The sequence below is a fragment of the Segnochrobactrum spirostomi genome (genome assembly GCF_009600605.1).
GTDB lineage: Bacteria > Pseudomonadota > Alphaproteobacteria > Rhizobiales > Segnochrobactraceae > Segnochrobactrum > Segnochrobactrum spirostomi.
On sequence record NZ_VWNA01000003.1, the window covers coordinates 466,316 to 492,589 of the forward strand.

Genomic DNA, 26,274 nt, shown 5'->3' on the forward strand with positions numbered 1-26,274 from the left:
CGAGCCGGCGTAGGCCGCCGCATCGCTGGTGTTCAGGGGGCCGGGATCACCGTCGCCTCGGCCGGCGACCAGGCGAGCAGGATGTCGCTTCCCGCCGGGAAGGCGTTCGGCGGATATTTGTCGATGTGCGCTTCGAGCGAGACCGCCCGGGCGCCCGGAAGTTCCACGGCGATGTGAGAGACGTGGCCGACCACGTCGGCCCGGCGCACGGCGCCCTTGACGACGTTGCCGCCGGTCCTGGCGGCGACCGTCTCGCGCGTGCCTTCGCTCGACGCGTGGACTTCGATCGCCTCGGCCGGGATGACGACCTGCGCCTTGCCGCCGGCGGCGAGCGATCCGTTTGCCGCGCCGGTGAGGAGGCCGAGCGCCGTCTCGACCACGACCTTGTCGCCCTCGAGCGCGCGGACGTTGCCTTCGAGGACCGTGTTGCGGCCGATGAACTGGGCGACGAACGGCGTGTTCGGGCGGGTATAGAGCTGGTGAGGCGGCGAGATCTGCTCGATGCGCCCCTGGTTCATCACCACGATCCGGTCCGACAGCGACAGCGCCTCGGACTGGGCGTGGGTGACGAACACGAAGGTGATGCCGAGATTTTTTTGAAGGAGCTTCAGCTCGGCCTGGATCGCCTTGCGCAGGTTGGCGTCGAGGGCGCCGAGCGGTTCGTCGAGAAGCAGGATGTCGGGCTCGACGACGAGGCCGCGGGCGAGCGCGATGCGCTGCCGCTGGCCGCCGGAGAGCCGGTCGGGCCGCATGTCCGCGACGTCGTCCAGACCGAGCGTGGCGAGGATGCGATCGACCTTGGCGTCACGTTCGGCCTTCCGGAGTCCCTTCACCTCGAGCCCATAGGCCACGTTGCGCCGCACGCTCATGTGCGGAAACAGCGCGTAGTTCTGGAAGATCATCGAGGTCGGCCGCCGCTCGGGCGGCAGGTCGTTGATGCGGATGCCGCGCACCATCAGGTCGCCGGACGAGATCGACTCGAAGCCGGCGATCATCCTGAGCGTCGTCGTCTTGCCGCAGCCGGACGGACCCAAGAAGGCGATGAATTCCCCCTTGGTCACGGCGAGGTTGAAGTCGATCACGGCGGGCGTGCCGTTGTCGTAAACCTTGCCGACCTTCATGAGCTCGAGGTCGTAGATCACGGGTGAAGTCTCCGGCTCGGAAGGGCGCGTGCGGCGGCGATGACGTGCGAGGCGACCCGGTGGGTCGGGTGGGGGGAGAACCCACCGGGTCGCCGGATCCTCACGCCGATCGTCAGGCGTTGAGGAACTCGTCCCACTTCTGGATGAGGTGGTCGTACTCGTCCGGCCACTGGTGCCAGTAGGCGACGTTCGAGGCGCGCTCCTTGAGCGAGCCGCCGTCGCGCAGGTCGCCCGGCTTGATGCCGCGTTCGGCCGGCCCGACCCAAGGCTTGCCCTCGTACCAGAAGGCGTACTTGTTCGGGTCCATCACCTTCTCGATGTTGGTGCTCGGCGAGTAGTAGCCCTGCTCCGACACGGTGATGCCCGGCTTACCCGACAGCCAATAATTGGCGTACGCGTAGACGGCGTCCTTGTTCGGCGACGAGGCGATGAGGGTGGGACCGATCGCCCAGGCGCGGTAGCCTTCCTTCGGCACGGCATATTTGCAGGGCTTGCCCTGAGCTTTGACCGCCATCACCGCCGGCTGCCAGGCGTCGCACACGACCATCTCGCCGGAGGCGAGGAGGTTGACGAGCTCTCCGAAGTCGCCCCAGAGGGCGCGGAACTGGCCGTCCTTCTTCTTCGAGATGAGGAACTTCGCGGCTTCGTCGATCTGCTCGACGGTCGGGTTCGCCGGGTCGGGCGCGTTCATCAGCCCGAGCGAGTTCATCGCCAGAACGGCCTGGCCGAAGGCGATCAGCGGATCGGTGTTGAGACCCGACTTGCCCTTCCACTTCGAATCGAAGATCGCCGTCCAAGTGTTTGCTTCTTCAGCGCTCAGGACGTCGGGATTGTAGCCGATCGAGTCGTAGTTGTAGACCGCCGGCACCATCCAGAGCTGGGTGTGAGCGGCGTCGGCCCAGATCTGGCCGACGATCTGCTCCTTCTCCGGCCACTTCGGATCGACCTTGGTGAAGGTGTCGCGGATGTTCGACCAGTTCGGGATCGCCGATACCGGGATCTGGGAGATGTTGTTGGTGGTCTCGACCGCCGGCAGGCGCTCGGCGATGATCTCCCAGCAATCGTAGTCGGTCGAGCCGGACAGGATCTTGGTCTGCGCGTCGGGGAAGGTCGCGGCGGTGCCGGAGGTCGAGCCGACGCCGGAGTCCGCCTTGAAGTCGGCGAGGATGCGCTCCTGCACCGTCACCGAGAGACCGATGGTGCGCAGTTGCTCGCTCGCGAGGTTCTGCGCCGCCGCCCACGCCGCACGGGAATTCAGGAACGGCGTTCCGGCGCCCATGGCGAGCGCCGCCACGCCGGCGGAGCGCTTCAGCAGGGAGCGCCTGCTCATCTCGAACTTGGCCATCATTCCACCTCTTGCTCGTTGTTGTCCGTTGCCGTCGTCAGTAGCGGCCGACCAGAAGGCCGCCATCCACCACCACCACCTGGCCGGTCATGTACCGGGCCTGGGCGGAAGCCAGGAACGCGATGACGTCGGCGATCTCGTCGGGTTCGCCGATCCGTCCCATCGGAATGAAGCTGCCCGCGGCCTCGGCGCCCTCGGGGCCGAGCGAGTGCTCCTTGGAGAGGAGCTGCGCGGTGCGGATGTAGCCGGGGGCGACGCCGTTGACGCGGATGCCGTCGCGGGCGAGCTCCACGGCAAGCGCCCGGACGAGGCCGACGACGCCCGCCTTCGCCGCGGAATAGGCGACATGCTCGTCCCAGCCGTAGGCGACGCCCATGATCGAGGAGAGGGCGACGATCGCGCCCGATTTGCGCGCCTTCATGCCGGCGAGGGCCGGCCGCACGACGCGGTAGATGCCCTTGAGATCGACCTCGAAGGTGTGGTCCCACTTCGCGTCGGTCAGGCTGTCGAGCGGCACGCGGTGGGCGATGCCGGCATTGGCGACGATCACGTCGATGCGGTCGTGGCGCGCTTCGACATCGGCGACGACGGCGTCCGCAGCCTCGGTCGAGGTCACGTCGAGGCGCAAGAACTCGGCCGAGCCGCCGGCGGCGACGATTTCGGCGGCGACCGCTGCGCCCTCATCCGCGAGCACGTCGGTGACGACGACATGATCGCCGAACGCGGCGAAGGCCTTGGCCGATGCGCGGCCGATGCCGATGCCGCCGCCGGTGATCAGAACGATGCGTGTCATCGCGACTTTCTCCAAAGGGCGTGCATCAGAGCATCACGTCGCCGGAATTCGGTCCGAGCGTCTGACCCACGAAGAGGGATGCGGCCGGCGAGGCGAGAAACGAGACGGTGGCCGCCACCTCGTCCGGCTCGCCGAAGCGGCCGAGGGGGAGCTCCGCACTCTTGCGCGCGCGCCAATCCTCGGAGAGCGCCATCACGAGCGGCGTGTTGATCGGCCCCGGCGCGACCGCGTTGACGCGAACGCCGCCGGCCGAAACCTCGCGGGCGAGCGCCTTCGTCATGCCGATGATCGCGGCCTTCGCCCCCGAATAATGGACGAGCTCGATGCCGCCGATCTGGCCGAGCTGGGAGGCCATGTTGACGATCACGCCGTGGCCGGCGGCAAGCATCTCGGGCAGCACCGCGCGGGTCATCAGGAACGTACCGCGCACATGGACGGCGAACATCCGGTCGAAATCGGCGACCTCGAGATGCTCGAACAGCGCCTGGTGGACGAAGCCGGCATTGTTGACGAGGAGCGTGACCGGGCCGAAGGCCTCGCGTGCCGCCGCCACGATTGCCGCGACATCGGTCTCGCTCGAGACGTCGCCCGCGACGCCGCGCGCCGTGTGGCCTGCTGCGGCGATCTCCGCCGCGACGGTCTCCGCGCGGGCGCGATCGAGGTCGTTGGCGATCACGGCGTAGCCGTCGGCGGCGAGGCGCAGGGCGACGGCGCGGCCGATCCCGGAGCCGGCGCCGGTGACGATGGCGGTGCCGAGGCTCCCCATCATGCATCCTCCTGAATGGCAAGGCGCTTTGCCCGGCGCACCGAGAGCGACATCAGGACCGCGTAGACCCCGAGGAGCGCGAACGAGAACAGGGTGGTGAGGACGCCGAAGGCGAACACGTTCGGATGGATCTCGACCGAGAACGTGCCGTAGATCGCGAGCGGCAGCGTCAGCTCGCGCCCGGAGGCGAACAGGGTGCGGGAGAATTCGTCATAGGAGAGCGTGAAGGCGAACAGCATCGCCGACAGCACGCCCGGGAAGATCAGCGGGAACGTCACCTTGCGGAAGGTGCGCGCCGGCGAGACGCCGAGCGACCACGACGCCTCCTCGACGCTCGGATCGAAGCGGTTGAAGATCGCGAGCATGACGAGGAAGGCGAACGGGAAGGTGTAGACCACGTGGAGCACGAAGGCGGTGCTCCACCAGTGCCGAGCGATCCCCAGCGTGTTGGCGACGAGGGCCATGCCGAGGCCGACGAGGACGCCCGGGACCATCATGCCGAGCACGATCATGTAGAAGACGATGCCCGAGCCCTTAAAGCGGGTGCGGAAGGCCTGGGCCGAGGTGACGCCGAGCACCGTCGAGACGATCATCGTCGCGAAGGCGAGCACCAGGGAGCGCACCAGGCTCTCCTCGATCGGCAGCGGCGCGATGCGCGACGGCGGCGTCAGCCCGAACAGGTGCTGGTACCAATAGGTCGACCACTCGATGATCGGGAATTGCGGTCCGCCTTCCGGTCCCGTCTGGAACGACAGGATCGCGAGCACCACGAGCGGCCCGTAGAGGAACAGCAGGAAGAGGCCCGTGTAGACGGCGAGGAGGGGTTTCACCACACGCGATTGCATGGATCAGAGCTCCTTGCGCAGATCGACGACGCGCAGGAGCGCGGCCACCACGGCACCCATGACGATGGTGAGCACCACGCCGACGACCGCCGCGAACGCCCACTTCAGCGAGCCGACCTGGGTGACGATGATGTTGCCGAGAAGGTTGACCTTGCGCCCCGAGAGGGCGGCGGAGGTCGCGAACTCGCCGAGCACCATGACCGAGACGAAGATCGCCCCGACCACGACGCCCGGCATCGACATCGGCAGGATGATGGTGCGGAAGATGCGGCCGAAGCCGGCGCCGAGATCACGCGCCGCCTCAATGACGTTCGGATCGATGCGGCCGAGCATGAAGGCGATCGGGCCGACCATGAAGACGCAATAGATCTGCGTCATGCCGATCACGACGGAGAGCTCGGAGAACAGAAGCGCCTCGATCGGCGCGTGGATGATCCCGAGACCTTCGAGGATCATGTTGATCGCGCCTTCCTTGCCGAGCATCGGCCGCCAGGCGAGCACGCGGATCAGGAACGAGGTCCAGAACGGGATGACGCAGAGGACGAGCAGGACCGTCTGAAGCGTCTTGTTGCGGACGAACAGGCCGACGAAGAGCGCGGTCGGATAGCCGACGACGATGGTCGCGGCGAGAACGAGCAGCCAGATCCGCACCGTCGTCCAGAGCGCGTCGAGATAGGTCTCGCTCGTGAAGAAGGTGACCCAGCTCTTCGTCGTCAGCACGGGATTGATGGCGAAGGTGGTCTGCGTCCAGAACGAGACGTAGACCATCATCAGGATCGGCAGCACCAGAAACAGCGTCATCCAGAGGACGCCGGGGGTGATGAGCCACAGCGCCGTGCGGCGTGCGCGCCGCGCGCGGGCGGTGCTCGTCCCCGTCTCCTCGGCCGTGTCGGCGATGGTCATCAACGAGAGCTCCGTCATCGCTCGGTCGTCACGCAAAGAGCAGGGCGGCGTCGCGCTTCCACACGAGGCCGTAGGTCTGCTGGGGCTGATAGCTGGGCGGCGCGCGGTGGCTCAGGTGATCCTCGACCTCGATCACCCGGCCGTCGGCCAAGGCGAAGAAGGAGAGCACCGAGGCGCCGGTATATTCGCTGGTGAGGAACGTCGCCCCGAGCCGCACCTCGTCGGGGCCTGCGGCGTGGTCGGGCTCGCGGACGGCGATGCGGTCGTAGCGCACGCCGTAGGCGCTTGCCTGTTCGGCGGCTGCGAGCGGAAACTGGCCGGCCGCGGTGACGAACGCGCCGTTCTCGGTGCGCCCGTCGAACAGATTGTAGCAATTGAGGAAGCGGGCCACGGCGCGGGTGGCGGGCCGGTTGTAGATGGTATCCGCGTCGCCGACCTGACCGATCCGCCCGCTGTCGAGCACGATGACGACGTCCCCCATGGCGAGGGCTTCGGTCTCGCTGCCGGTGACGTGGAGGAAGGTGACGCCGAGCCGCTCGCGGATGGTGCGCAACTCGTCGCGCATGCGCAGCCGAAGGTTGGCGTCGAGGGCGCCGAGCGGCTCGTCGAGCAGGACGATCCTCGGCTCGGTCACGAGGGTGCGGGCGAGCGCCACGCGCTGGCGCTGACCGCCGGAGATCTGACCGACGCCGCGCTCCTCGAGCCCCGTGAGGCCGACGAGGGCGATGATGTCGCGGACGCGCCGATCGATCTCGGCCGGGGCGAGCGCAAGGCCATCGGCGTTCTCGAGGCCGTAGGCGACGTTCTTGCGCACGCTGAGGTGCGGGAACAGGGCGAAGTTCTGGAAGACGAAGCCGATGCCGCGCTTATAGGCCGGCGTCCCGTCGAGGCGCTTGCCGCTCAGGAGAACGCGGCCGCGATCGGGCTCCTCGAAGCCTGCGATGACGCGCAGAAGCGTCGTCTTGCCGGACCCGGATGCCCCGAGCAGCGACACATAGCAATTGTCCGGGATCGCGAGGTCGACCGCATTGAGCGCGGTCACCGAACCGTAGCTTTTCGTGACACCCGACAGTTCGAGAATCGCCGACACAAAGACACTCCCAGCCGCGCTCTCACGGGGAGAGGCAGTTCCTGAAGTCATGGCGGGGCTGACAGGAACGACAAAAGCGATCCGTTGCGACGGACGCCTCGGCGCCGGCCGCGAATGATTGCGCTGTTGCTCGGTACGACGTCACGAGGCCGAAAAATCAGCCTGTGCGTTTCTGTTCCCCTTCTGGACGACGAGAACGCTAGTATGAACAAATTTTGTATGCAACAGCATTTTTGAGGCATCTCATGCCTTCGTGAGAGGCAGGTGCGGAGGTGGACCGCGGGCGGTTGGCGCCCCCCTTTTTCGTGATCGGGCATCGGCTGGCCTGATCCGGTCGATCAGCCGTCGAAATCGGCGCACTGCCTGGAAAAACACCGAAAGCAGCCGAGTGCGATCAGAAAATCAGATGCCCTGTTTCGGCAATTCGAATAGGTGTGCCGCGCGCCCGAGCGGCGTGGAAGAGCTCTTTTCGTGATGGCGGGGCGTTGGTGTAGACTGGAGAAGAGATCGACGAGGGGCCTCAAAGCGGTATGCAAAGATCATTTTTAGCCGACCGTGATGCCGTGGGCCGCGCTTCGGAGCCTGTCGCCTGATGGCCATGGTCCGCATGCAGCAGAGCCAGCAGCACCGCTACGAGATCGTCGAGGAGGTTCTGCGCACCAACATCGCGAGCGGCCGCCTGCCGGAAGGGCTGGTGCTGCTCGAAGGTCCCATCGCCGAGATCCTCCAGACCTCGCGCGCGCCGGTCCAGAAGGCGTTGCAGCGGCTCGAGGTCGATCGTCTGGTACACCGCTTCGACGGGCGCGGTTATCTCGTCGGCCCGCCGGAGAGCCGGGTCGGTCCGCTGCGCAAGGAGATCAAGAGCCTCGGCCTCGACATTCCGGAGGCGGCCGATGAGGCGTTGCAGAGCCGGTCATCGTGGGAGCGCATCTACGATATCGTCGAAACCGATGTGGCCGGCTGCGTGGTGTTCGGCCAATACCGCATCGTCGAGAACTCGCTCGCTGAACATTTCGGCGTCAGCCGCACCGTCGTCCGCGAGGTGTTGAGCCGCCTCCAGGAGCGCGGCCTCGTCCGCAAGAATCAGAGCTCGCACTGGATCGCCGGACCGCTGACGGCGAAGACGATCCGCGACCATTTCGCCCTGCGGCGCCTCTTGGAGCCGCCGGCGCTGATCGAGGCGGCCCCGCTCGTCGATCGCGATCAACTCGAAGCGCTCTACGAGGATCTCAAGGAGCGCGAGTGCGTCGCCTTCGACGACGGCGAGAGCCTCGAAGCGTTCGAATCGCGGCTGATCGACATCTGCGTGCTGACGACGCCGAACGAGATGCTGGCGCAGCTCATCCGCGACAATCTCCTGCCCGTGCTCGCCTCGGAACGGCTGTTGCGGCAACTCGGCCTGCCGAGCGACCGCGCTGCGCTGACCGAGCACCGGCTCATCGCCGAGCTCATCCTGCGCGGCGCCGTGGACGCGGCGGCGGCGATGCTGGTGCGGCACCTCGATGCCGCGATGAACCGCAACATCGCCCAGATGAAGATCGTCGCCGTGATCTCCGAGCCGAGCTCGGTCGCCGCTTATTTCACCCGCGTCGAGGCCTGAGCCGGCGCGTCAGAGCCGCCGGCCCGTCTCGGTGTCGAACAGGTGCGCCGCGCCGTCGGCGACCGCGAGGGGGAGAACGTCGCCGGTGCGGGCCGAGACGCGGCCCGGCACCACGGCGACGAAGGTCTCGCCGGCGACCTTGCCGTAAAGGTGGGAATCCGCTCCCGTCGCCTCGACGAGGTCGACCGTGAAGGGCAGGGCGCCCGGGCCGTCGCCGACCCTGCAATGCTCCGGCCGCAGACCCCACGACACCGGCCGTCCCTCGGCGATCTCCGGGTCGGCCGCGACGGGGAGCGCGAGACCGCCGCTCTCGACGAAGGCCCCGCCGTCGGCCCGCTTCAGCCGCCCGTTCAGGATGTTCATCGCCGGCGAGCCGATGAAGCCGGCGACGAAGAGGTTGGCCGGACGATCGTAGAGATCGAGCGGCGCACCGATCTGCTCGACGCGGCCCTCGTTGAGGATAACGATGCGGTCCGGCATCGTCATCGCCTCCATCTGGTCGTGGGTCACGTAGATCGAGGTCGTCGCCAGCCGCTGCTGGAGCGCTTTGATCTCGACGCGCATCTGCACGCGGAGCTTGGCGTCGAGGTTGGAGAGCGGCTCGTCGAACAGGAAGACATGCGGGTGGCGCACGATGGCGCGGCCCATGGCGACGCGCTGGCGCTGACCGCCGGACAATTGCTTCGGATAGCGGTCGAGCAGCTTGCCGAGACCCAGAATGTCCGCGGTCTGCTCGACGGCACGGCGGCGCTCGGCCGCCGACACGCCGCGGAGTTTCAGGCTGAAGCCCATGTTCTCCGCCACCGTCAGGTGCGGATAGAGCGCGTAGTTCTGGAACACCATGGCGATGTCCCGGTCCTTCGAGGGCACGTCGTTGACGACGCGCCCGCCGATCGAAACGGTGCCGCCGGTGATCGTCTCGAGCCCGGCGATCATCCGGAGCAGGGTCGATTTCCCGCAGCCGGAGGCGCCGACGAGGGCGATGAACTCGCCGTCTTCGATCGAGAGGTTCACGTCGTGGATGACCTTGGCCATCCCGTAACTTTTCTCGATGTTCACGAGCTCGACTGCGGCCATCGCCCACTCTCCCCAATACGCACCGAACCTATAGCCGAAGGGATCAGGCGAGCACGACCACTTTGCTCAGGTGGCGCGGCGCCTCGGTGTCCAGCCCCTTCAGGCGGGCGACCTGCTCGCCGAGGATCTGAAGCGCCGGGAGGATGACGAGCGGGCGCAGATCCTCCGGTGCGGCGATCGCGAACTCGATGGTGCCGGGGCCGCCGAAGCCGACCACGAACGCCCCCTTGTCGATGAGCTCGCCGGCGAGCTTCGCCTCCTCCTCGCGGGTATCCTCGCTGTAGAGCAGGACGGCGAAGGTGTGGCCGTCGACGAGGCTGATCGGCCCGTGACGATATTCCATCGGATGATAGGCCTGGGAATAGGACAGGCTCATCTCCTGGAGCTTCAAGGCGCCTTCCTCGGCGAGGCCGTAGAGCGCGCCGGCGCCGAGATAGACGAAGTGCGAGCGGCCCTCGATCGCGGCGGGCAGATGGGCGTTGAAGGCGTTCATCAGCGCCTCGGCCTCGCGGACCGCCTCGTCGGTGACGGCGATCCCGGCAAAGCGCAGGCCGAGGATGATCATCAGCGAGGCCGACACGCTCATGACGATTCCTTCGCTCGGATGGGTCGGCGCGAAGAGCACCGTGTCCGCCACGTGAGCGATCGAGCTGTTCTGCTCGCAAGTGATCGCGACCGTCGGGATGCCGGCGGCCCGGCTGATCTCGACGGCCTGCACCGTTTCCGTCGATTCCCCGCTGCGAGAGAGCGCGATCACCACCGTGCCCGCGTCGGAGACGGCATAGGCTCGGCGGCGGCGGGCCCATTCGCCGCCCGGAACCGCCTGGGCCGAGACGCCATGGAGCACGAACGAGGCGGCGAGGATCTGGGCGAGATAATAGGACGTGCCGCAGCCGACGATCACATAATGGGTGCCGGCCGCGGCCCGCGCCGCGGGCTCGGGCGCGGTGCGCCAATAGCCGAACTGCTCGCGGATCACGCGCTCGGTCACGTTGGCGGCTTCGAGTGTCGTCATGGGATCGCCTTTGTCTTGATCATTTGCCGGAGCCGGCCATCAGGCCGCGCACCAGGTAGCGGTTGAGGAAGAGGACGACGAGAATAGGCGGCACGATGGCGAGAACGCCGGCCGCATTCATCAGGCCGTAATCGATGTAGTTCTTGGTTACGAATTCCGGGATCAGCACGGTGAGCGGCTTCGTCTTCAGTGTCGGCGAGAAGACGAGGGGGACCATGAATTGGCCCCAGGCGCTCAGGAAGGTCAGGATCGCACTCGCGATCAGGCCCGGTGCGGCGAGCGGCAGCACGATGCGGCAGAGGGTGTAGACCCGGCCCGCGCCGTCGAGCCATGCCGCCTCCTCGAGCGAGATCGGCAGCGATTGGTAGACGCTGCGCATCAGCCACAGCGCCAGCGGCAGGAAGGCGGAGACGTAGATCAGCGTCACGCCCACATAGGTATCGACCATCTTCAGCGCGACGAGGAGGCGGTAGAGCGGGATCATCACCGTGTAGGCGGGGATCGCCATGGTGGCGACCACCAGCACGAAGAGGGTGTTGCGCCCGGGAAACGAGAGGCGGACGAAGGCGTAGCCGCCGAAGGCCGCGACCGCGACGGTGACGATGGTCGCCGCGAACGAGGTGACGAGGGAGTTGACCAGCGCCCGGCTGAATTGCGGCCAGACCGACTGGATCTGTGTCCCGAGATAGGTGCTCGTCGAGCCCACGAGCTTGGCATAGTGCTCGAAGGTGACGTGGGGCGGCCAGAAGTTCGGCGGCTGCGCGGACATGTCCGTCGGCGACATCAGGCTGGTTGCGATGGCCCAATAGATCGGCCCGAGCGACCAGACGAGAAGCACGGCGCAGCCGACGAGGAGGCCGAGGCGATGGGTCAGCGAGCGGCTCATCAATCGTACCTCGTCTCGCGATAAACCCGCGTCACGTAGACGAGCGACACGACGAGCGAGGCGATCATCACCAGGACCGAGAGCGCCATGCCGTAGGAGAAGCGCATGTTCTGGAAGGCGGACATGTAGACCTGCGCCACGATGGTGCGCGTATCGAGGCTCGATCCGGCGAGGATCCAGGCCTCGTCGAAGAGGTTGAAGGCGAACACCGTCGATTGGCTGAGCGCGATGGCCAGCCCGCCGGAGATGAGCGGCAGCGTGACCATGCGGAAGGCGCGGACGGGACCGGCGCCGTCGAGCCGCGCCGCCTCGTAGAGTTCGGCCGGGATGCTCTGCAAGGCCGCGAGCAGGATGACGGTCGTCAGCGGCAGCATCCGCCAGACATGGACGATCGCGACCAGAAAGAGCGCCATCGCGTGGTCGTTGAACCAGACGTGGTTCTCCTGAATGAGGCCGACCATCTTCAGCAGGTTGTTGAGGAGGCCGGAGCTCGGATTGTAGATCCACAGCCAGACGATGGCGTTGACCACCGGCGGCAGCGCCCACGGCAGGATGGTCGCGGCGAGGAGCCAACGGCGGCCCGTCTTGACCTCGTTGAGGAGCAGGGCGGCGGCAAGCCCGCCGACCGTCTCCAGCACCACGGCGATGACGACGTAGGCGAGGGTGTTGAGCCAGGCTTGGCGGACGTTCGGGTCCATCATCAGATCACGGTAGTGCGCGAGACCGATGAAGGGCGTGCCGGGCCGCATCGGGTCGATGCGATGCAGGCTGTCCCAGAGGGTGGCGATCACCGGCCCGAACACCAGCCCGCCCATCAGGATCACGATCGGCACGACGAAGGCGAGCCCGAGCCAAGCCTCTCCATCGAGGAGGCGGCGGCGCGGCTTCGGGGCGGCGAAAGCACTCAAAGGTCTGCCTCGATCTCGGGACAAGACGATCAGAACCGCGGCGCGCGGTGCAGGATCGGCGGACGGATGCGTGAGGAGGGCAGGGCGAGGGTCCCGCGACGGGGCGCGGGACCCCGGCGTCGCGTTATTGCTTCATGGCGTCGGCGGCCGCGGCTGCGATCGAGTCCATCGCCTGCTGGACCGTCATCTGGCCCTTCGCCGCCTGATTGATGGCGGAGGCCGCGGCGGCGCTGAACTGCGGATACCAGCCGGGGGTGCCTTGCGCGAACAAGGGCTCGACGGTCGCCGCCTGTTCGAGCAGGACCTTGCCGCCGGCGAGCTTGCCCTCCTTGTTGAGCGTCTCGAGCACCGAGGTGCGGGTCGGCAGGTTGCCGAGCACCTGATAGCTCTCGATCTGGTTCTCCGGGGCGAGCAGCCACTGGATGAACACCTCGGCTTCCTTCTTGTGCTCGGCCGCGACCGGAATGCCGACCGCGCCGGGCAGGCCGAAGGTGCGCGAGCGACCGGTGACGCTCGGCATTAGCGCGCCGACGGCGTGGCCCGCGACCTTCGACTTCGAGGCGTCGTTGTAGACGGCGAGGTTGCCGGCCCAGCCGGCGACGTCGAAGGTCGCCTGTCCGCCCTTGAAGAGCTCCTGGACCTGAACGTCGGTGAGGCCGGTCGAGGCGGGATCGATGAGCCCCGCCTTGAGGGCGTCGATCTCCCAGCTCAGCGCCTTGAAGCCGGCCGAATCCGGGTTGGTGAAGAGCGGCTTGAAGTCCTTGTCGAACAATTCGCCGCCGAACCCCTTCGTCAGAAGGTACCAGGCGGTCGCCGAGCCCTCGGTCGCCGAAAGCGGCAGCGCGATCGGATAGGTCGCGATGCCCTTGTCCTTGATCGTCTTCGCGGCCGCGGTCAGCGCTTCCGGCGTCTTCGGCGCCTCCAGACCGGCCTTCTTCAACTGCTCTTCGTTGAGGATGAGGATGCGGAAATCGTTGTTGTAGGGCAGCGCGATCAGCTTGCCGTCATAGGTGAAGATCTTGGTCGTGGGCAGGTCGTTCAGGATCTTCGGATCGACGACGCCGTCGAGCGTCTCGTACCAGCCGGCGGCGCCGAACTGGCCGACCCAGGACCAATCGACCTCGGTCGCATCCGCCGGGGCGCTGCCGGCCAGCGTCGAGGTGACGATCTTGGTGCGGATGTCGTCCCAGCCGAGGGTCTGCATATCGAGGGCGATGCCGGTCTCCTTGGTGAACCGGTCGGTCATGTCCTTCGGCAGGGTGCCCCAGGGCGGCAGCAGCACGGTGACGCTGCCGGCCGCCTCGGCCGGCGCGACCGGGCTCAAGGCCGGCGCGAGCGAGAGGAGCGGCAGGACGGCAAGCGTCCCGAGAAGTCGGCGGAGGAAGGCGCGGCGGGTCGTCATGGTTTCAGTTCCCCTGATGTGCCTCTGCGGGCGATGTTGTCGTGACGTCCGAAAGCGAGAGGGCGAGCCGCTCGCACCAGGTGCGGTCGGCCGGCCAGGCGAGATGGCGGGCGGCGCCGATGAGGGCGCCGCCGACCGGCGGCAGGTGCGGCGGGATGGGAGGTGATCCGAGCCGCGTCGTGAGACGGTCACGCACGTGCCGGCTGCGCATGACGCCGCCCGCGAAGGTCCAGGGCATGGGCCCCGTGCCGCCGACAGCGGACCAGCCGGCCACGGCGTGCTCGGCGAGATGATCGGCGGCCGCGTCGAGCAGCGCCGCCGCGACGGAATCGCCCGCCACCGCGAGCGCATCGACGGACGAGGCGATCGCGGCGATGGCCGCGCGGCGGTTGTCGAGCCCGTAGCACCACGCCATCAGATCCGCCGCCGTGTGGCCGAGCGCGCCGAGGAGGCCGTCGGCGAACGCCGTCTCGGCGGTGCGTCCGTCGAGGGCGCGGCTCGCCCGGGAGAGCGCCTCGCGGCCGATCCAATAGGCGCTGCCTTCGTCGCCGAAGGCGTCACCCCAACCGCCGATCCGCGCTTCCCGGCCACGACCGTCGCCGGCCCAGGCCATCGATCCCGTGCCGGCGAGGAGGAGCACGCCGGCGGCACCCGCGAGCGCCCCGTCGAAGGCGACCTTCACGTCGTTGTCGGCGCGGCCCCGCGGACCGAGCAGGTCGGCGCAGAAGGCCGCTTGCGCCGCGGACAGCGTCTCGATCTCGCCGAAGAACGGCAGCCCGAGCACCGCCGCACCGATCTCCGGACAGACGGCGAGCGCCGCGCCGACGAGGGCCGCGATCGTCTCTCGCCAGGCCGGGTTTGCGATCGGGTCGACGCTTTCGCCGACCTGGGCGAACAGGATCATGCCGGCGCGGTCGGCGACGGCGACCGCCGTCTTGGTGCCCCCGCCGTCGAGGCCGAGAACGAGAGCGTCCGCCTCAGGCATCGGCGAGATCGTCCTTCGCCGCCGCATTCGTCCCCGCGAGCGGGGCGACGATGACGGGCGCCCCGATGTCGGCGAGCCGCGTGCGCCAGGAGGCGGCCAACCCCTCGTCGGAGATGACGCCGAGCGGGGGCGCGATCTCGGTGACGAGGAATGTGGTGCACCGGCCGAATTTCGAGGAATCGGCAAGGAGCATCGCCGTCGCCGAGCGCGTCAGCATGCGGGCGTTGAGGCTCGCCTCCGCCGCGTCCATCGAATAGACGCACGCGTCGTCGGCGACGGCGCTCGCGCCGAGGAAAAGCTGGTCGAACCACAGCCGGTCGAGCATCGCCTCGGCGGCCGGGCCGACGATCGAGGCGTTCTCGTTGCGCAGTTGCCCGCCGAGGAGGCTCACCTTGAGCTTCGGCACGTTCATCAGCGCCTGGGCAATCAGGAGGCCGTTGGTGAAGACCGTGAGCGGCATCGGATGCATGCGCAAGAGCCGCGCGAGTTGCAGCACCGTCGTGCCGGCATCGAGGAAGATCGAGCCGTGCGGTTTCAGGAGATCGTAGGCGGCGGCGGCGATCGCCCGCTTGGCGGCGAGGCCCTGCCGCTCGCGCACCTCGAAGGCGACCTCGACGTCCGCTCCGCTCGCGATCCGCGCGCCGCCGTGGCTGCGGGTGATGACGCCTTCGTCCTCCAGCACCTGGAGGTCGCGCCGGATGGTCGCGAGCGACGCGCCGACCGCGTCCGCGAGGTCCTGAATGGTACAGAAACCGCGGGCGTAGAGGTGCTGGCGAATGGCCGAAAGGCGGTCGTCCTTCATGGGCACGTGGGGTCCATCGAGCGCGGGATGGAGCAAGTTAGGCACGGGAATCGATCATTATCAATCAGAAAAATGATCGGATGTGGCGCGAGACGGACCGCTCTCGGGGTCGTGTCCCGTCGCACCCGAACAATCCCGCGCAAGGCTCGGGTGCTAGACTGGCGCTGTCGGTCCCGGGGATGGCGGCAAACCGGCCCGTGTCGATGGGAGGAGTTTATGAGAAGAAATGGGATCGCAGCGGCTGGCATCGCCCTGCTTCTCTTCAGTACGACAGCCGTTCTCGCCGACGGGAGTGGTGATCCGAAAGCAACCAGTTCCGACGCGGGCGAATATCGCGACGCGCAAGGCAATCCGACCTTCAACATCGAGAAGGACGGAACCGTCGACTGGTATACGGGCGTCGGATATTTGCGCTACACGGCGAACTGCATGCAGTGTCACGGGCCGGACGGCCTCGGCTCGACCTGGGCCCCGGCGCTGGTCGATTCCCTCAAGACGCTGAGCTATTCGCAGGTTCTCGACACCGTCACCAACGGCAAGAAGAACGTCAACGCGGCGCAGGAACTCGTCATGCCGTCGTTCGGGACCAACCCGAACGTGATGTGCTACATCGACGCCATCTACGTCTATCTTCGCGCCCGCTCGGACGGCGCCGTCGGCCGCGGTCGTCCGCAGAAGATCGCGCCGAAGCCGCCCGGCTATGCCGCGCAGGAAGACGCCTGCATGGGGTCGTGACCCCGGACCCCGTATCCGCCTCGTGATCCGGGCCGGCGGCCATCCGACCCGACCGTCCCGAGGCCCTATGGACAGGCCTGCCGCGCCGGGAGCGTGCCCTCGCGCGGCGGGCCTGTTTTCGTTTGGCCCAGTCGGCGGAGCAGGCGGCGCACCCGCCCGCTGGGGAGATCGCGACATCGAACCAAGAAGCGCCATCGCGGCCCGCGCACGACTTCGCTACGCTGGCTAATCTTTCCCGGATTCGGATCGCGAGGCGCGCCTGACGCGGCCCCGACGATGGTCCGGGACGACGGCATGCAGGCCGCGCGGCGACCACAGCGCGGGCCTGCCGATCGACATTCCACCGATGGGGCGGCTGCGACCGTGACTTTGAAGACGAGACCTTTCTCCGCCGCGCCGCGTCGCGTCCGCCGGATCCTCCTCGCTTCCGTCGCGACCGGATGCCTTTTGTGCCCGATCGGTACGCCGCTTGCCCATGCGGCTGGCGGGGCGGGCGGCGGGGAGGGCTCCAGCGGCGGCGCGGGCGGCGGCGACAGCCTAACCGGTGTCGGCACGGCGGGCGCCGTCGGAACCGGGAGCCAGGGCGCCGGCGGCGGCGGTGGTGCGGGCGTCACCGGTGGCAGCGGTGCGACGGGCGCCAACGGCTACGCGACGTTCGGAGCCGGCGGCGCCGCAGGCGGTGGCACGGGCGGCAATGGCGGTTTCGGCAACGGAGGCGGGGCCGGGGGGGGTGGTGGCGGCGGCCACGGCTATGTGGGCGCCGCGGCGCCGACAGGAGCGGTGCGCGGCGGCAACGGCGGTTATGGCGGGAGCGACGGCGGCAGCAACGGCGGCGGCGGCGGGGCCGGTGGCTATGGTGCCGTGTTGACCGGCCGAGCCTACGATCTCGGCTACAGCATCGTTGGCGGAACGGGCGGCAACGGCGGCTATGGCAATTGGGGCGGCACCGGCTACGGCGGTGCCGGCGGCACGGGTGGCATCGGGTTGGCGTTCACGGCGACGGATGGTGTCGTCGCCGTCGTCCGCACGACGATACAGGGCGGCACCGGTGGCGAAGGCGGATCGGGGGCACCCGTCCCGCCGGGCGGCACGCCCGGAGCGGACGGCGCCGGCGGCGTCGGCATCGCCGGTCAGAACCTGACGCTCGTCCTGACCTCGACGGCGGTCGTCAGCGGCGGCCTCACCTGGGACGGCTCCGTTCGCTCGGCGGCGATCGCCTTCACCGGTGGGGCCAACGTCCTGGAACTGCAGCCGGGCGCGAGCATCGTCGGCGCGGTGACCGGGGCGGGCGCCAACGACGTTCTGCGTCTCGGCGGACCGGGCAGCGCGAGTTTCGCGCTCGGTTCCCTCAATACCGGCAGCCAGTTCGCCGGGTTCGGGGTGGTCGAGAAAACCGGCGCCTCGGTCTGGACCCTCGACGGCTCCACGACGGCGACCCCCGAATGGAAGGTGAAGGAGGGCGTGCTCGCGCTCGAATCGGGCATCGGATTGGCCGGAATCGTGCGGGTCGAGCGAAACGGTACTCTCGATCTGACCGGAGCCAACACCTCGTCCGGCCCAGTGATCCTCGACGGCACATTGGTGTCGGAGAGCCTCGCCAACGCCGGTGTCGGGTCGAACGCGGTCATCGGCGGCGTCGATCTTCGTGCCGGCGCCGTGATCGAAACCGTCGGGCCTTCGACGCTCGTGATGTCGGGCCCGCTTGTTGGCGACGGTCCGCTCGTCAAGAACGGCGCGGGAACGCTGACGCTGAGTGCGGTCAATGCCTACACCGGGGCCACCCAGATCAACAACGGGACGCTCGCGCTGATCGGGGCCGCCAGCATTGCCCGTTCGAGCGGCGTGACGATTGCCGGCGGTGCGGTTCTGGACATTTCCGCGGCCAATGCCGGCACTGCGATTACGAGCCTTGCAGGAAGCGGCACGGTTGCGCTCGGCACCGAGACGCTCGCCATCACCAACGGTGCCGGCACCTTCTCCGGCACGATCGAAGGCACCGGTAAGCTCCTCGTCACCGGCGGTAGCCAGAGCCTTGGCGGCGATCAGACCTATAGCGGCGAGACCGTCGTCGCCGGCGGCGTTCTCTATGTCGACGGCAGCCTTGCGAACTCCGCGGTCCTCGTCGGAAACGGCGGTACGATCGGCGGCAACGGCGTGCTCGCGAGCCTCGACGTCGCGCCCGGCGGAAAGGTCGCGCCGGGCCATTCGCCCGGAACGTTGACCATCACCGGCGATCTCGCCCTCGCGCCCGGCGCGACCTATGCCGCCGATATCGTGTCGACCGGCCAGAGCGACCTGCTCGCCGTCGGGGGCAGCGCGCAGATCGGCGGGTCGACGCTCGCAATCAACGCGGCGCAAGGGATCTATCTGCCGGGCATGACCTACACGCTTCTGACGGCGACGGGAGGGATCGACGGCCGGTTCGGCAGCGTGACGACGAACTTCAGCTCGGTCTTTCTCGACACGGACGTCGTCTACGGTCCGGACAGCCTGTCCGTCGCCATCGCGCGCAACGACACGTCGTTCCCAAGCATCGCCGTGACGCCCAACCAGGCCGCCGTCGCCGCGGCGATCGAGGCGGCGCGCGCCGGGCAATCGACCTCCGACCTTTACAATGCCGTGCTCCAGCTTTCGGCGAGCCAGGCACAGGCGGCGTTCGACGCGACCTCCGGCGAGGTCTATGCGACGACCGCCACGATCCTCCAGCAGGAGGCGATCTATCTCCGCGATGCGGTTCAGGGCCGCGTGCGCCAGGGGCTCGCCGCACAAAGCGTGACCACCGACGAGACGGCATCGGCGGGGCCGCAGACAGCCGCGCTCGCCGCCGGCTACGACGCCACACTCTGGACTCAGGGCTTCGGCGGTTGGGGCCAGACGGCAGGGGACGGCAACGCCGCGAGCGCGTCGAGCACGATCGCCGGCTTCTTCACGGGCGTCGATGCCAGGGTGGCGGAGAGCTACCGCGTCGGCTTGGTCGCGGGCTACAGCCGCTCGACCATCGACGTCGATGCCCGCGCGTCCGGTGTCGACACCGACAATTACGACGTCGGCCTCTATGGCGGGGCCAAGTTCGGGGCGCTCGATCTCGTCGCGGCGGCGACCTATACATGGCACGACAACGCGGTGAACCGCACGATCGCGTTCCCGTTCTACAACGGCACGGCGAATGCGGACTACACCTCCGGCACGACGCAGGTCTTCGGCGAAGCCTCCTATCGCATCGATCTGCCGACCGCCCTCGGCGGCAAGCCGATGCTCGCCCCGTTCGCCGACCTCGCTTACGTCAATTATTCCGGCGGCGATTTCACCGAGAGCGGTTCGAGCGCAGCGCTGACGGGCTCGGTCGAGTCCCAGAACACGGTCTATTCGACCCTCGGGGCGCGGGCGGCCATGGCGTTCGAGCTTGCGAACGGCGCGCACCTCGCCCCCTACCTCAATCTCGGCTGGCAGCATGCCTACGGCGACGTCGACGGACAGGCTTCGATGGCGTTTACGGGGGCGAGCGGCAGCGGTTTCGCGACCTGGGGTGTGCCGATCGCCCGCGACAGCGCGATCGTCGGCGGCGGGATTTCCTACGCCTTCTCGCGCAATGTCGACGCGAGCCTCTCTTATGACGGGCAGTTCGCGAGCGGGATCGAGACCAACGCGTTCCGCGGCGCCTTGAACATTCGCTTCTGAGGCATCCGCGCCGAGCCTCGACGCGATCACGTGCGATGCCCTCACGTCCGGTGGACGTGGGCGTGGCTGTGCAGGTGTGGATGGACGTGGATCTCGGCGGGGTGCAGCGTGCCGTCCTCGATCGTCATCGCGCGGGTCGCGAGCTCGGCGACGAAGCCGTCGTCGTGGGACACCAGGATCATGGCGCCGGGAAACGCCTTCAGCGCCGCGCGCAGGCGGCGGCCGTTCTCGGCATCGACGCCGTTGGTCGGCTCGTCGAGCATCAAAACGTCGGGTTTCATGGCGAGCAGGCCGGCGAGGCAGACGAGGCGCTTCTCGCCCCCCGAAAGTCGGTGACTGATCCGGTCGGCGAGATGGCCGATGCCGAGCGCGCCGAGCGCGTCCGTCGCGGCTTGAAGCGCTTGCGCGTCGCTGCAGCCCGTGTTGCGGGGGCCGAAGGCGACGTCCTCGATCACGGTCGGGCAGAAGAGCTGGTCGTCGCTGTCCTGGAACAGGAAGCCGATGCGGGGCCGGAGCGGTCGGAAGTCTCGCTCGGTGCGGCAGGGGGCGCCGAACAGGCGCACATCGCCCGCCGACGCGCGCTCGAGCCCGACGATGGTGCGCAACAGCGTCGTCTTGCCGGCGCCGTTCGGGCCGACGATCGCGAGCCGCTCTCCCACCCCGAGGGCGAACGTGACGTCCCGCAGCACGGCCGCATCGTCGCGGCGGACGCTGACGCGGTCGAGGACGATGGGCGCGCTCATAGCCGATCGATCCCGGTGACGAGGAGGCCGAAGCCCAGCAGCATGGCGAAGCCGGTCCAGTCCCGCCGTGTAGGCCGCGGCGTCGCGAGGTTCGGGAAGTGGCCGTCGTAGCCGCGGCAGCGCATGGCCTCCTCAACCCGCTCGGCCCGGTCGAGCGCGCGGACGAGGAGCATGCCGATCAGATTGCCGTAGGCGCGCCAGGTGTGGCGGTTCGAGCCGGCACGAAAGCCGCGGGCGCGCATCGCTTCGTGCAGACGGCGCGCCTCGTCGCGGAGGAGCCCGAGATAGCGCACCGTCATGACGAACAGCCGCACGATGCGTTCGGGCACGCGAAGGCTGCGGAGCGCGGCGCCGAGCCGCGCGGGTTCGACGTCGCCGACGAGGAGCACGAGGATCAAAGCCGAGGCGGAGACCTTGCAGAGGATCAGCACGGCGCGCCGCACGCCCTCGTGGGTTGCCGTCAGCGGCCCGAGCGTGAAGAGCGGATGGCCGGCGACGGTGAAGGGAAGAGTGGCGAAGAGGAGGATAAGAAAGGCTTCGAGATGCAGGAGCCTGTGCCAAGGCAGCGCCTTGGGCCCGGAGAACCCAGCGGCGGCGAGGACGGCAACGAGCGCAAGCGCCGCGACGAGGGGCGATTGGAGCGCGGACAGGCACACGATGACCGCGAAGACAGCGACGATCCTGAGGCGGAGGTCGCTCGGCCCCATCATTTGCGCCGGCCGTTCGCCCAGAGCCCCATGCCCGCGAGCCCGAGAATGAGGAAGAGGCCGGAGATCACGTCGGTGAAACGCAGGCGGGAATCCATCGCCTCGATCTGCTCCATCAAGGGCTCGATCTGCCGCTGAACCGCCGCGTCCACCAAGGCCGCCGTCTGCTGAGGCGTCAGGCCGGGTGGGGGCGCGAGAGAGGCCGTGGAGGCAGTTGGGCTCGGTCCCTGGGGGGCAGCGGGCGCTGCCGCGGCGGGGGAGGGGCGCCGCGCCGTCGAAGCGAGCGGCCGGCAGGGTCGCCGAGGCGATGTGCCCCTCGTGGGTATCGACGGTGATGGTGATGTCCGGCACGGGCGGGGGCGGAACCGCGAAATTGAAGCGTCCGTCGTCGTCGGTCGCGCCGTTGGCGATCGCCCGACCGTCCGCGCCTTTGGCCACCCAGGACACCTGTTGCGCCCGCCCGCCGCCGACGAAGAAGGCGTAGCCTGTGACCGCGTCGCCCTCGACGGTGGCGAACACCTTCAGCTTATGCGCCGCGGCCGGCGTGATGGCCGCGAAGAGGGCGAGGAGGAGGATCACCGCGCGCATCATCGGGCGGCGACCGCGAGGGACTCCGGCCGCACCCGAGCGAGGAAGGCGACGATCGCCGCCGTCACGAACGCCTCGCCGATCGCCAGCGGCAGATAGGTCGCGATCACCACGCTCGCGACCGGGGTGTACTCTGTCGAGGAGAGCCACAGCGAGAGGGCGACGAGGCCGCCGGTGCCGAGCACAGAGAGGCCGCCGACGGCGGCGGCGAACGCCGCCCGCACCGCGGGCCGGGTCGCGCCGCGGATCGCCGGGCCGAAAGCCATGCCGAACACCACGCCGGGCAGCGCGATGTTGACGGTGTTGATTCCGAGCGTCGTCAGCCCGCCGAAGCCGAACAGCAGCACCTGCAAGAGAAGCGCGACGAGGATCGCGACGAAGGTCGCCGGGCCGAGCATGATTCCCATCAGTCCGGCGAGCAGGAGATGGACGCTCGACGGCCCGACGGGAACCGCGATCAGCGAGCCCGCGAAGAAGGCAGCGGCGAGGATCGCCGCGCGGGGAATGATGCGGTCGTCGAGGCGGCGCAGGCCCAGGGCGACGCCGCTGGCGGCGACGAGACCCCCGCCGATCAAGACGGGTAGCGAGAGGATGCCGTCCGGGATGTGCGCCATGGCCTATTTCGCGCCCATATCGGTCGTCTTCACCCAGATGAGCCCGCCCTCTTCGACGGGGACGCTCTTGCCCTGCGGCGAGGTCATCGGCTTGTCGCCCTGGGTCAGTGCGGCGAAGCCCCACCAGCCCGCGCGCGGCATCGCGTAGGTGAAGGTGCCGTTCGCGTCGGCCTTGAGGACCTGCGTGACGAAGGCATCGTTCGGCGGCTTCACGCTGCCGTCGTTGATGAACTCGACTTCGATGTCGGTGAAGGGTGCGGGCTTGCCGTTCTTGAGCACAACGCCGGTGAAGACGTTGCCGGTCCAGAGCCCGGTCGGGCGGGTCAGCGGCTCGATCTCGACCGGCAGGCCGACGAGGGCGTCCCAGCCTTCGCCGGAGGCGTAGCCGTCGACGATCACCTTGGCGTAGTGGACGATGTACTTGTTCTCGGCCGGCTCCCAATAAGGCTGCGGCTCGACATAGAAGATCGCGGCGCCGGGCTCGGCGAGGTCGTAGGTGAAGGACCACGCCTGCTTGCCGTCGACCGGCTTCTCGGTGATCCGGGTGGTGAGATCGGTGCGCTTGCCGCCGGAGAGGACGCCGACCGCGGCCGGCTTCTTCATGTCCATCGTCGGCCCGCGCTCCATCGGATGGGTGAAGACGAGGGCGACATCGACCGTCCCGCCGTCCGGCAGCACGTCGGCCGAAGGGATGATCTCCTGGAAGTGCGCCGCCGCCGGCGTCGCGAAGCCGAGGAGAAGGAGACCGAGCGCGGCGGCAATCCTGTCCGACATGAGCGGGGTCCGTATGAATTATGATATGAAAATTCATACGATCGACGAGGACTCGAAGCAAGCGGAAAGACCGCTCAGAACATGAAATTCCTTGCCGATTTCAAGGTGATAACCTAGTTTCCAGGAGCCCCGGGCGGAGACTTTCCATGCAGCGCATCACCATCGCGATCGACGACGACCTCGCCGCGGAGCTCGATGCCCACATGGAAGCGACGGGGGCTGCAAGCCGGTCCGAGGCGATCCGCGATCTGGTGCGGCGCGGCCTGTCGGGCCGGCCGGGCGCGCCGGCAGATGCCGGCTGCTTCGCGGTCGTGAGCTGCGCGGTCGATCAGTCGGTCCGCAATCTGGCGCAGCGCGTGCCGCAAGGGCGCCTCGACCGCCACGACCAGACGATCTCCGCCCTCTCGGTGCCGCTCGACCACACCACCTCAGTCGAGGTGACGGTGATGCGCGGTCAGGTCGGCGACATCGCCGCCTATGCCGAGGCGCTGTTTCTGGAGCGCGGCGTCATGCACGGCAGCCTGGGCCTCATCCCGATTGCCGAGGACACCAGCCACCACGTCCACAACCAGGGCCCGGCGCACGCCCACACCCATCTCCGGGTGAAGAGCGGCTTCTGAGGCCGGGCCGTCTTCAGCAGATGCGCGGAAGCTGATCGCCGACCAGCATGTCGACGATGCGTTCGCCCCCGAAGCGGGTCTCCATCACGACCCGACCCGGCCGCGTCGCGACGACTTCGCCGATCGCCACGGCCTCACGCCCGAGCGGGTGGGCGCGCAGCGCAGCGAGCGCCGCCGCCGCTTCATCGGCCGGCACGACGGCGACGAGCTTGCCCTCGTTGGCGAGATAGAGCGGATCGAGCCCGAGGATCTCGCAGAAGCCGTGGACCTCGGGGCGCACCGGCAGGTCGAGCTCGCGGATGCGGACGCCGACGCCGCTCGCCTCGGCGAGCTCGTTGAGGACGGCGGAGACCCCGCCGCGGGTCGCGTCGCGCAGGCTGCGGACGCCGGGCGCCGCCGTGATGAGGACCGCGACAAGATCGTGGAGTGGCGCGCAATCGCTCTCGATGGTGTGGTCGAGGTGCAGATCGCCGCGGGCATCGAGGATGGCGGCGCCGTGATCGCCGAGGAGCCCGTTGACGAGCACCACGTCGCCCGGCCGCGCCCGGCCGATCCCGATCTCGATGCCGGTGCGCACGACGCCGATGCCGGTCGTGGTGATGAAGAGCTTGTCGCAGGCGCCGCGGGCGACGACCTTGGTGTCGCCGGTGACGATCGGCACGCCCGCCGCCCGCGCCGTCTCGGCCATCGACACGGCGACCCGGCGCAGAATCTCGACCGGCAGCCCCTCCTCGAGGATCATCGCGCAGGAGAGCGCGACGGGGCGAGCACCTCCGACCGCGATGTCGTTGATGGTGCCGCACACCGCGAGCTTGCCGATGTCGCCGCCTGGGAAGAACAGCGGATCGACTACGAAGCTGTCAGTCGTGAAGGCGAGGCGATCGCCCGAGGCCGCGAGGGCGGCGAGGTCGAAGCGGGCCTGATCCTCGAGCGGCGCCGCCGCGTCCTGATCACGGGTCGTCGCGAACGCCGAGACGAAGACCACCTCGATGAGGTCGCGCATCGCGGTGCCGCCGCCGCCGTGGGCGAGGGTGATCGTCTGCGGCAGGGCCCGACGCGGAGCACGAAGGGGGGCGGAGGTAGGTGCGTTCATGCCGTCGCCTCCAGGCTCTTCGGCGCGTGAGGTGTCGCGTCCGCATGCGGCTGCCGCACGCCGCCATATTGATAATAGGCGGCGCAGGAGCCCTCGGAGGAGACCATCAGGGCGCCGAGCGGCATCTCGGGCGTGCAGGCGGTGCCGAACATCGGGCAGGCCCACGGCTTCACCTTGCCGGTCAGCACCTCGCCGCAGCGGCAGGCGTCGGGATCGGCGACGCTGATTTCGGGGACCGCGAAACGCCGCTCCGCGTCGAACCGGGCGAATGCCTCGCGCAGGCGCACGCCCGAGCGCTCGATCGATCCGAGCCCGCGCCATTCGAACACGGGCCGCGTCTCGAACACCCGCTCGACGGCGTCCATCGCCTGAGGGTTGCCGCGGTCGGGCACGACGCGGGCATATTGGTTTTCGATCCGCGCGGTGCCCCCCTCGATCTGGCGCAGCACCATCAGCAGCGCCTGAAGGAGATCGAGCGGTTCGAAGCCGGCGACGACGAGCGGCTTGCCGAACTCCTCGGCGATGAAGCGATAGGGCTCGGTGCCGATCACCATCGAGACGTGGCCGGGGCCGATGAAGCCGTCGATGCCGAGGTCCTGGGTTTCGAGTAGGGCGCGCAGCGTCGGGATGATGGTGATGTGGTTGCAGAAGACCGAGAAGTTGGTGACGCCCTCGCGCTCGGCCCGCAGCACGGTGAGCGCGGTCGAGGGCATCGTGGTCTCGAAGCCGAGACCGAAGAACACGACCTCGCGGTCGGGATGGCGGCGGGCGAGGGCGAGCGCGTCGAGCGGGGAATAGATCGTGCGCACATCCGCCCCGTCCGCCTTGGCAGCGAGCAGACTCTTGCGCGAGCCGGGGACCCGGATGGCGTCGCCGAAGGTCGCGAAGATCACCTCCGGCCGCTCTGCGATCGCGACGCAATCGTCGACCCGTCCCATCGGCAGAACGCAGACCGGGCAGCCGGGACCGTGCACGAACTCGATGATGTCGGGCAGCAGGCCTTCGAGGCCGTAGCGGAAGATCGCGTGAGTGTGGCCGCCGCATACCTCCATCACCGCGAACGGGCGGTCGCGGCCGCGCTCCAGGCGGTGCGCCACGCCCTCGATCTCGCGGATCAAAGCGGCGGCGAGGGCGGGATCGCGGAATTCGTCGACATAGCGCAT

The 26,274-nt window shown here is 68.6% G+C and carries 25 protein-coding genes and 1 pseudogene; 4 read left to right on the plus strand and 22 right to left on the minus strand.

The features are described from left to right. Positions 1–32 precede the first annotated feature (32 nt). The 7 genes from F0357_RS22275 to F0357_RS22305 all read right to left on the minus strand — a co-directional run bounded on the left by F0357_RS22275 (position 33) and on the right by F0357_RS22305 (position 6,884). Positions 33–1,142: an ABC transporter ATP-binding protein gene (locus F0357_RS22275; RefSeq protein ID WP_312861787.1), complete on the minus strand. Its 1,110-nt coding sequence runs from the start codon at positions 1,140–1,142 to the stop codon at positions 33–35. A gap of 112 nt (positions 1,143–1,254) precedes the next feature. Next, positions 1,255–2,487 carry an ABC transporter substrate-binding protein gene (locus F0357_RS22280; protein ID WP_153490318.1) on the minus strand — a complete coding sequence of 411 codons (1,233 nt, stop codon included), beginning with the start codon at positions 2,485–2,487 and terminating at the stop codon, positions 1,255–1,257. A gap of 37 nt (positions 2,488–2,524) precedes the next feature. Continuing rightward, positions 2,525–3,280, minus strand: a complete 756-nt coding sequence (locus tag F0357_RS22285; RefSeq protein WP_153490322.1) for an SDR family NAD(P)-dependent oxidoreductase — start codon at positions 3,278–3,280, stop codon at positions 2,525–2,527. A gap of 25 nt (positions 3,281–3,305) precedes the next feature. Further along, positions 3,306–4,046 carry an SDR family NAD(P)-dependent oxidoreductase gene (locus F0357_RS22290; protein ID WP_153491560.1) on the minus strand — a complete coding sequence of 247 codons (741 nt, stop codon included), beginning with the start codon at positions 4,044–4,046 and terminating at the stop codon, positions 3,306–3,308. After that, positions 4,046–4,891, minus strand: coding sequence for an ABC transporter permease (locus F0357_RS22295; protein WP_153490326.1), 846 nt, complete (start codon positions 4,889–4,891; stop codon positions 4,046–4,048). The genes F0357_RS22290 and F0357_RS22295 overlap by 1 nt, the downstream gene beginning before the upstream one ends. Positions 4,892–4,894: 3 nt before the next feature. Beyond that, on the minus strand, positions 4,895–5,794 hold the full coding sequence (locus F0357_RS22300; RefSeq protein ID WP_153490330.1) for an ABC transporter permease: 900 nt from the start codon (positions 5,792–5,794) through the stop codon (positions 4,895–4,897). A 28-nt stretch (positions 5,795–5,822) separates the two neighbouring features. Further along, positions 5,823–6,884 (minus strand): ABC transporter ATP-binding protein, encoded by a 1,062-nt coding sequence (locus tag F0357_RS22305; RefSeq protein WP_312861788.1) that lies wholly within the window; start codon positions 6,882–6,884, stop codon positions 5,823–5,825. Between the two features lie 592 nt (positions 6,885–7,476). Here F0357_RS22305 and F0357_RS22310 point away from each other — a divergent pair. Next, positions 7,477–8,484 (plus strand): GntR family transcriptional regulator, encoded by a 1,008-nt coding sequence (locus tag F0357_RS22310; protein ID WP_376767850.1) that lies wholly within the window; start codon positions 7,477–7,479, stop codon positions 8,482–8,484. A 9-nt stretch (positions 8,485–8,493) separates the two neighbouring features. Here the strand turns inward: F0357_RS22310 and F0357_RS22315 are convergent, their stop codons facing one another. From F0357_RS22315 to F0357_RS22345, 7 genes are all read right to left on the minus strand, one after another. Further along, complete coding sequence (locus F0357_RS22315) at positions 8,494–9,561, minus strand: ABC transporter ATP-binding protein (RefSeq protein ID WP_153490343.1); 1,068 nt, start codon at positions 9,559–9,561, stop codon at positions 8,494–8,496. A gap of 43 nt (positions 9,562–9,604) precedes the next feature. Beyond that, a complete protein-coding gene (locus tag F0357_RS22320; RefSeq protein WP_153490346.1) occupies positions 9,605–10,576 on the minus strand; it encodes an SIS domain-containing protein in 972 nt (323 codons plus the stop codon). Between the two features lie 19 nt (positions 10,577–10,595). Further along, complete coding sequence (locus F0357_RS22325) at positions 10,596–11,462, minus strand: carbohydrate ABC transporter permease (RefSeq protein WP_153490351.1); 867 nt, start codon at positions 11,460–11,462, stop codon at positions 10,596–10,598. Continuing rightward, entirely contained in the window at positions 11,462–12,370 is a 909-nt protein-coding gene (locus F0357_RS22330) for a carbohydrate ABC transporter permease (protein ID WP_246161853.1), read from the minus strand. The genes F0357_RS22325 and F0357_RS22330 overlap by 1 nt, the downstream gene beginning before the upstream one ends. Positions 12,371–12,494: 124 nt before the next feature. Continuing rightward, positions 12,495–13,772, minus strand: coding sequence for an ABC transporter substrate-binding protein (locus tag F0357_RS22335; RefSeq protein ID WP_153490354.1), 1,278 nt, complete (start codon positions 13,770–13,772; stop codon positions 12,495–12,497). 4 nt (positions 13,773–13,776) lie between these two features. Further along, positions 13,777–14,757 (minus strand): N-acetylglucosamine kinase, encoded by a 981-nt coding sequence (locus F0357_RS22340; RefSeq protein ID WP_153490358.1) that lies wholly within the window; start codon positions 14,755–14,757, stop codon positions 13,777–13,779. After that, positions 14,750–15,559 carry a DeoR/GlpR family DNA-binding transcription regulator gene (locus F0357_RS22345; protein ID WP_153490363.1) on the minus strand — a complete coding sequence of 270 codons (810 nt, stop codon included), beginning with the start codon at positions 15,557–15,559 and terminating at the stop codon, positions 14,750–14,752. The genes F0357_RS22340 and F0357_RS22345 overlap by 8 nt, the downstream gene beginning before the upstream one ends. A gap of 216 nt (positions 15,560–15,775) precedes the next feature. Here F0357_RS22345 and F0357_RS22350 point away from each other — a divergent pair, with 216 nt between their 5' ends. After that, complete coding sequence (locus F0357_RS22350; RefSeq protein WP_153490366.1) at positions 15,776–16,294, plus strand: c-type cytochrome, methanol metabolism-related; 519 nt, start codon at positions 15,776–15,778, stop codon at positions 16,292–16,294. 447 nt (positions 16,295–16,741) lie between these two features. Then, entirely contained in the window at positions 16,742–19,972 is a 3,231-nt protein-coding gene (locus tag F0357_RS22355; RefSeq protein ID WP_153490370.1) for an autotransporter outer membrane beta-barrel domain-containing protein, read from the plus strand. A gap of 41 nt (positions 19,973–20,013) precedes the next feature. On the opposite strand, the gene F0357_RS22360 is transcribed toward F0357_RS22355, so the two are convergent. The 6 genes and pseudogenes from F0357_RS22360 to F0357_RS22380 form a co-directional block, all read right to left on the minus strand. Continuing rightward, on the minus strand, positions 20,014–20,715 hold the full coding sequence (locus F0357_RS22360) for an energy-coupling factor ABC transporter ATP-binding protein (protein ID WP_153490373.1): 702 nt from the start codon (positions 20,713–20,715) through the stop codon (positions 20,014–20,016). Next, on the minus strand, positions 20,712–21,422 hold the full coding sequence (cbiQ, locus tag F0357_RS22365; protein ID WP_246161854.1) for a cobalt ECF transporter T component CbiQ: 711 nt from the start codon (positions 21,420–21,422) through the stop codon (positions 20,712–20,714). Before cbiQ ends, F0357_RS22360 begins: the two co-directional genes overlap by 4 nt. Next, entirely contained in the window at positions 21,422–21,574 is a 153-nt protein-coding gene (locus F0357_RS24790) for an HI_1622 family ECF transport-associated protein (RefSeq protein ID WP_246161855.1), read from the minus strand. The genes cbiQ and F0357_RS24790 overlap by 1 nt, the downstream gene beginning before the upstream one ends. 175 nt (positions 21,575–21,749) lie before the next feature. After that, positions 21,750–22,013 (minus strand): annotated as a pseudogene (locus F0357_RS25670) (cobalamin biosynthesis protein CbiL); the annotation flags it as partial. Next, positions 22,010–22,624: a cobalt transporter CbiM gene (cbiM, locus tag F0357_RS22375; protein ID WP_153490388.1), complete on the minus strand. Its 615-nt coding sequence runs from the start codon at positions 22,622–22,624 to the stop codon at positions 22,010–22,012. The gene cbiM and the pseudogene F0357_RS25670, both read right to left, overlap by 4 nt. 3 nt (positions 22,625–22,627) lie before the next feature. Then, a complete protein-coding gene (locus F0357_RS22380) occupies positions 22,628–23,398 on the minus strand; it encodes a DUF4198 domain-containing protein (protein WP_153490392.1) in 771 nt (256 codons plus the stop codon). Positions 23,399–23,544: 146 nt separating this feature from the next. On the opposite strand from F0357_RS22380, the gene nikR reads away from it, so the two are divergent. Further along, positions 23,545–24,018 (plus strand): nickel-responsive transcriptional regulator NikR, encoded by a 474-nt coding sequence (gene nikR, locus F0357_RS22385; protein WP_153490397.1) that lies wholly within the window; start codon positions 23,545–23,547, stop codon positions 24,016–24,018. 13 nt (positions 24,019–24,031) lie between these two features. Here nikR and hypE read toward each other — a convergent pair whose 3' ends face one another. Next, positions 24,032–25,111: a hydrogenase expression/formation protein HypE gene (gene hypE / locus F0357_RS22390; RefSeq protein WP_153490409.1), complete on the minus strand. Its 1,080-nt coding sequence runs from the start codon at positions 25,109–25,111 to the stop codon at positions 24,032–24,034. Then, positions 25,108–26,274, minus strand: a complete 1,167-nt coding sequence (gene hypD / locus F0357_RS22395; RefSeq protein ID WP_153490419.1) for a hydrogenase formation protein HypD — start codon at positions 26,272–26,274, stop codon at positions 25,108–25,110. The genes hypE and hypD overlap by 4 nt, the downstream gene beginning before the upstream one ends.

Bases quoted from the DNA above. Each gene is read 5' to 3' on its own strand.
- F0357_RS22340 (WP_153490358.1), bottom strand. From the start codon at position 14,757: ATGCCTGAGGCGGACGCTCTCGTTCTCGGCCTCGACGGCGGGGGCACC.
- F0357_RS22350 (WP_153490366.1), top strand. From the start codon at position 15,776: ATGAGAAGAAATGGGATCGCAGCGGCTGGCATCGCCCTGCTTCTCTTC.
- F0357_RS22300 (WP_153490330.1), bottom strand. From the start codon at position 5,794: ATGACCATCGCCGACACGGCCGAGGAGACGGGGACGAGCACCGCCCGC.
- F0357_RS22290 (WP_153491560.1), bottom strand. From the start codon at position 4,046: ATGGGGAGCCTCGGCACCGCCATCGTCACCGGCGCCGGCTCCGGGATC.
- cbiM (WP_153490388.1), bottom strand. From the start codon at position 22,624: ATGGCGCACATCCCGGACGGCATCCTCTCGCTACCCGTCTTGATCGGC.
- cbiQ (WP_246161854.1), bottom strand. From the start codon at position 21,422: ATGGGGCCGAGCGACCTCCGCCTCAGGATCGTCGCTGTCTTCGCGGTC.
- F0357_RS22345 (WP_153490363.1), bottom strand. From the start codon at position 15,559: ATGAAGGACGACCGCCTTTCGGCCATTCGCCAGCACCTCTACGCCCGC.
- hypE (WP_153490409.1), bottom strand. From the start codon at position 25,111: ATGAACGCACCTACCTCCGCCCCCCTTCGTGCTCCGCGTCGGGCCCTG.
- F0357_RS22335 (WP_153490354.1), bottom strand. From the start codon at position 13,772: ATGACGACCCGCCGCGCCTTCCTCCGCCGACTTCTCGGGACGCTTGCC.
- F0357_RS22360 (WP_153490373.1), bottom strand. From the start codon at position 20,715: ATGAGCGCGCCCATCGTCCTCGACCGCGTCAGCGTCCGCCGCGACGAT.
- F0357_RS22325 (WP_153490351.1), bottom strand. From the start codon at position 11,462: ATGAGCCGCTCGCTGACCCATCGCCTCGGCCTCCTCGTCGGCTGCGCC.
- F0357_RS22320 (WP_153490346.1), bottom strand. From the start codon at position 10,576: ATGACGACACTCGAAGCCGCCAACGTGACCGAGCGCGTGATCCGCGAG.
- F0357_RS22280 (WP_153490318.1), bottom strand. From the start codon at position 2,487: ATGGCCAAGTTCGAGATGAGCAGGCGCTCCCTGCTGAAGCGCTCCGCC.
- F0357_RS22295 (WP_153490326.1), bottom strand. From the start codon at position 4,891: ATGCAATCGCGTGTGGTGAAACCCCTCCTCGCCGTCTACACGGGCCTC.
- hypD (WP_153490419.1), bottom strand. From the start codon at position 26,274: ATGCGCTATGTCGACGAATTCCGCGATCCCGCCCTCGCCGCCGCTTTG.
- nikR (WP_153490397.1), top strand. From the start codon at position 23,545: ATGCAGCGCATCACCATCGCGATCGACGACGACCTCGCCGCGGAGCTC.
- F0357_RS22380 (WP_153490392.1), bottom strand. From the start codon at position 23,398: ATGTCGGACAGGATTGCCGCCGCGCTCGGTCTCCTTCTCCTCGGCTTC.
- F0357_RS22285 (WP_153490322.1), bottom strand. From the start codon at position 3,280: ATGACACGCATCGTTCTGATCACCGGCGGCGGCATCGGCATCGGCCGC.
- F0357_RS22315 (WP_153490343.1), bottom strand. From the start codon at position 9,561: ATGGCCGCAGTCGAGCTCGTGAACATCGAGAAAAGTTACGGGATGGCC.
- F0357_RS22310 (WP_376767850.1), top strand. From the start codon at position 7,477: ATGGCCATGGTCCGCATGCAGCAGAGCCAGCAGCACCGCTACGAGATC.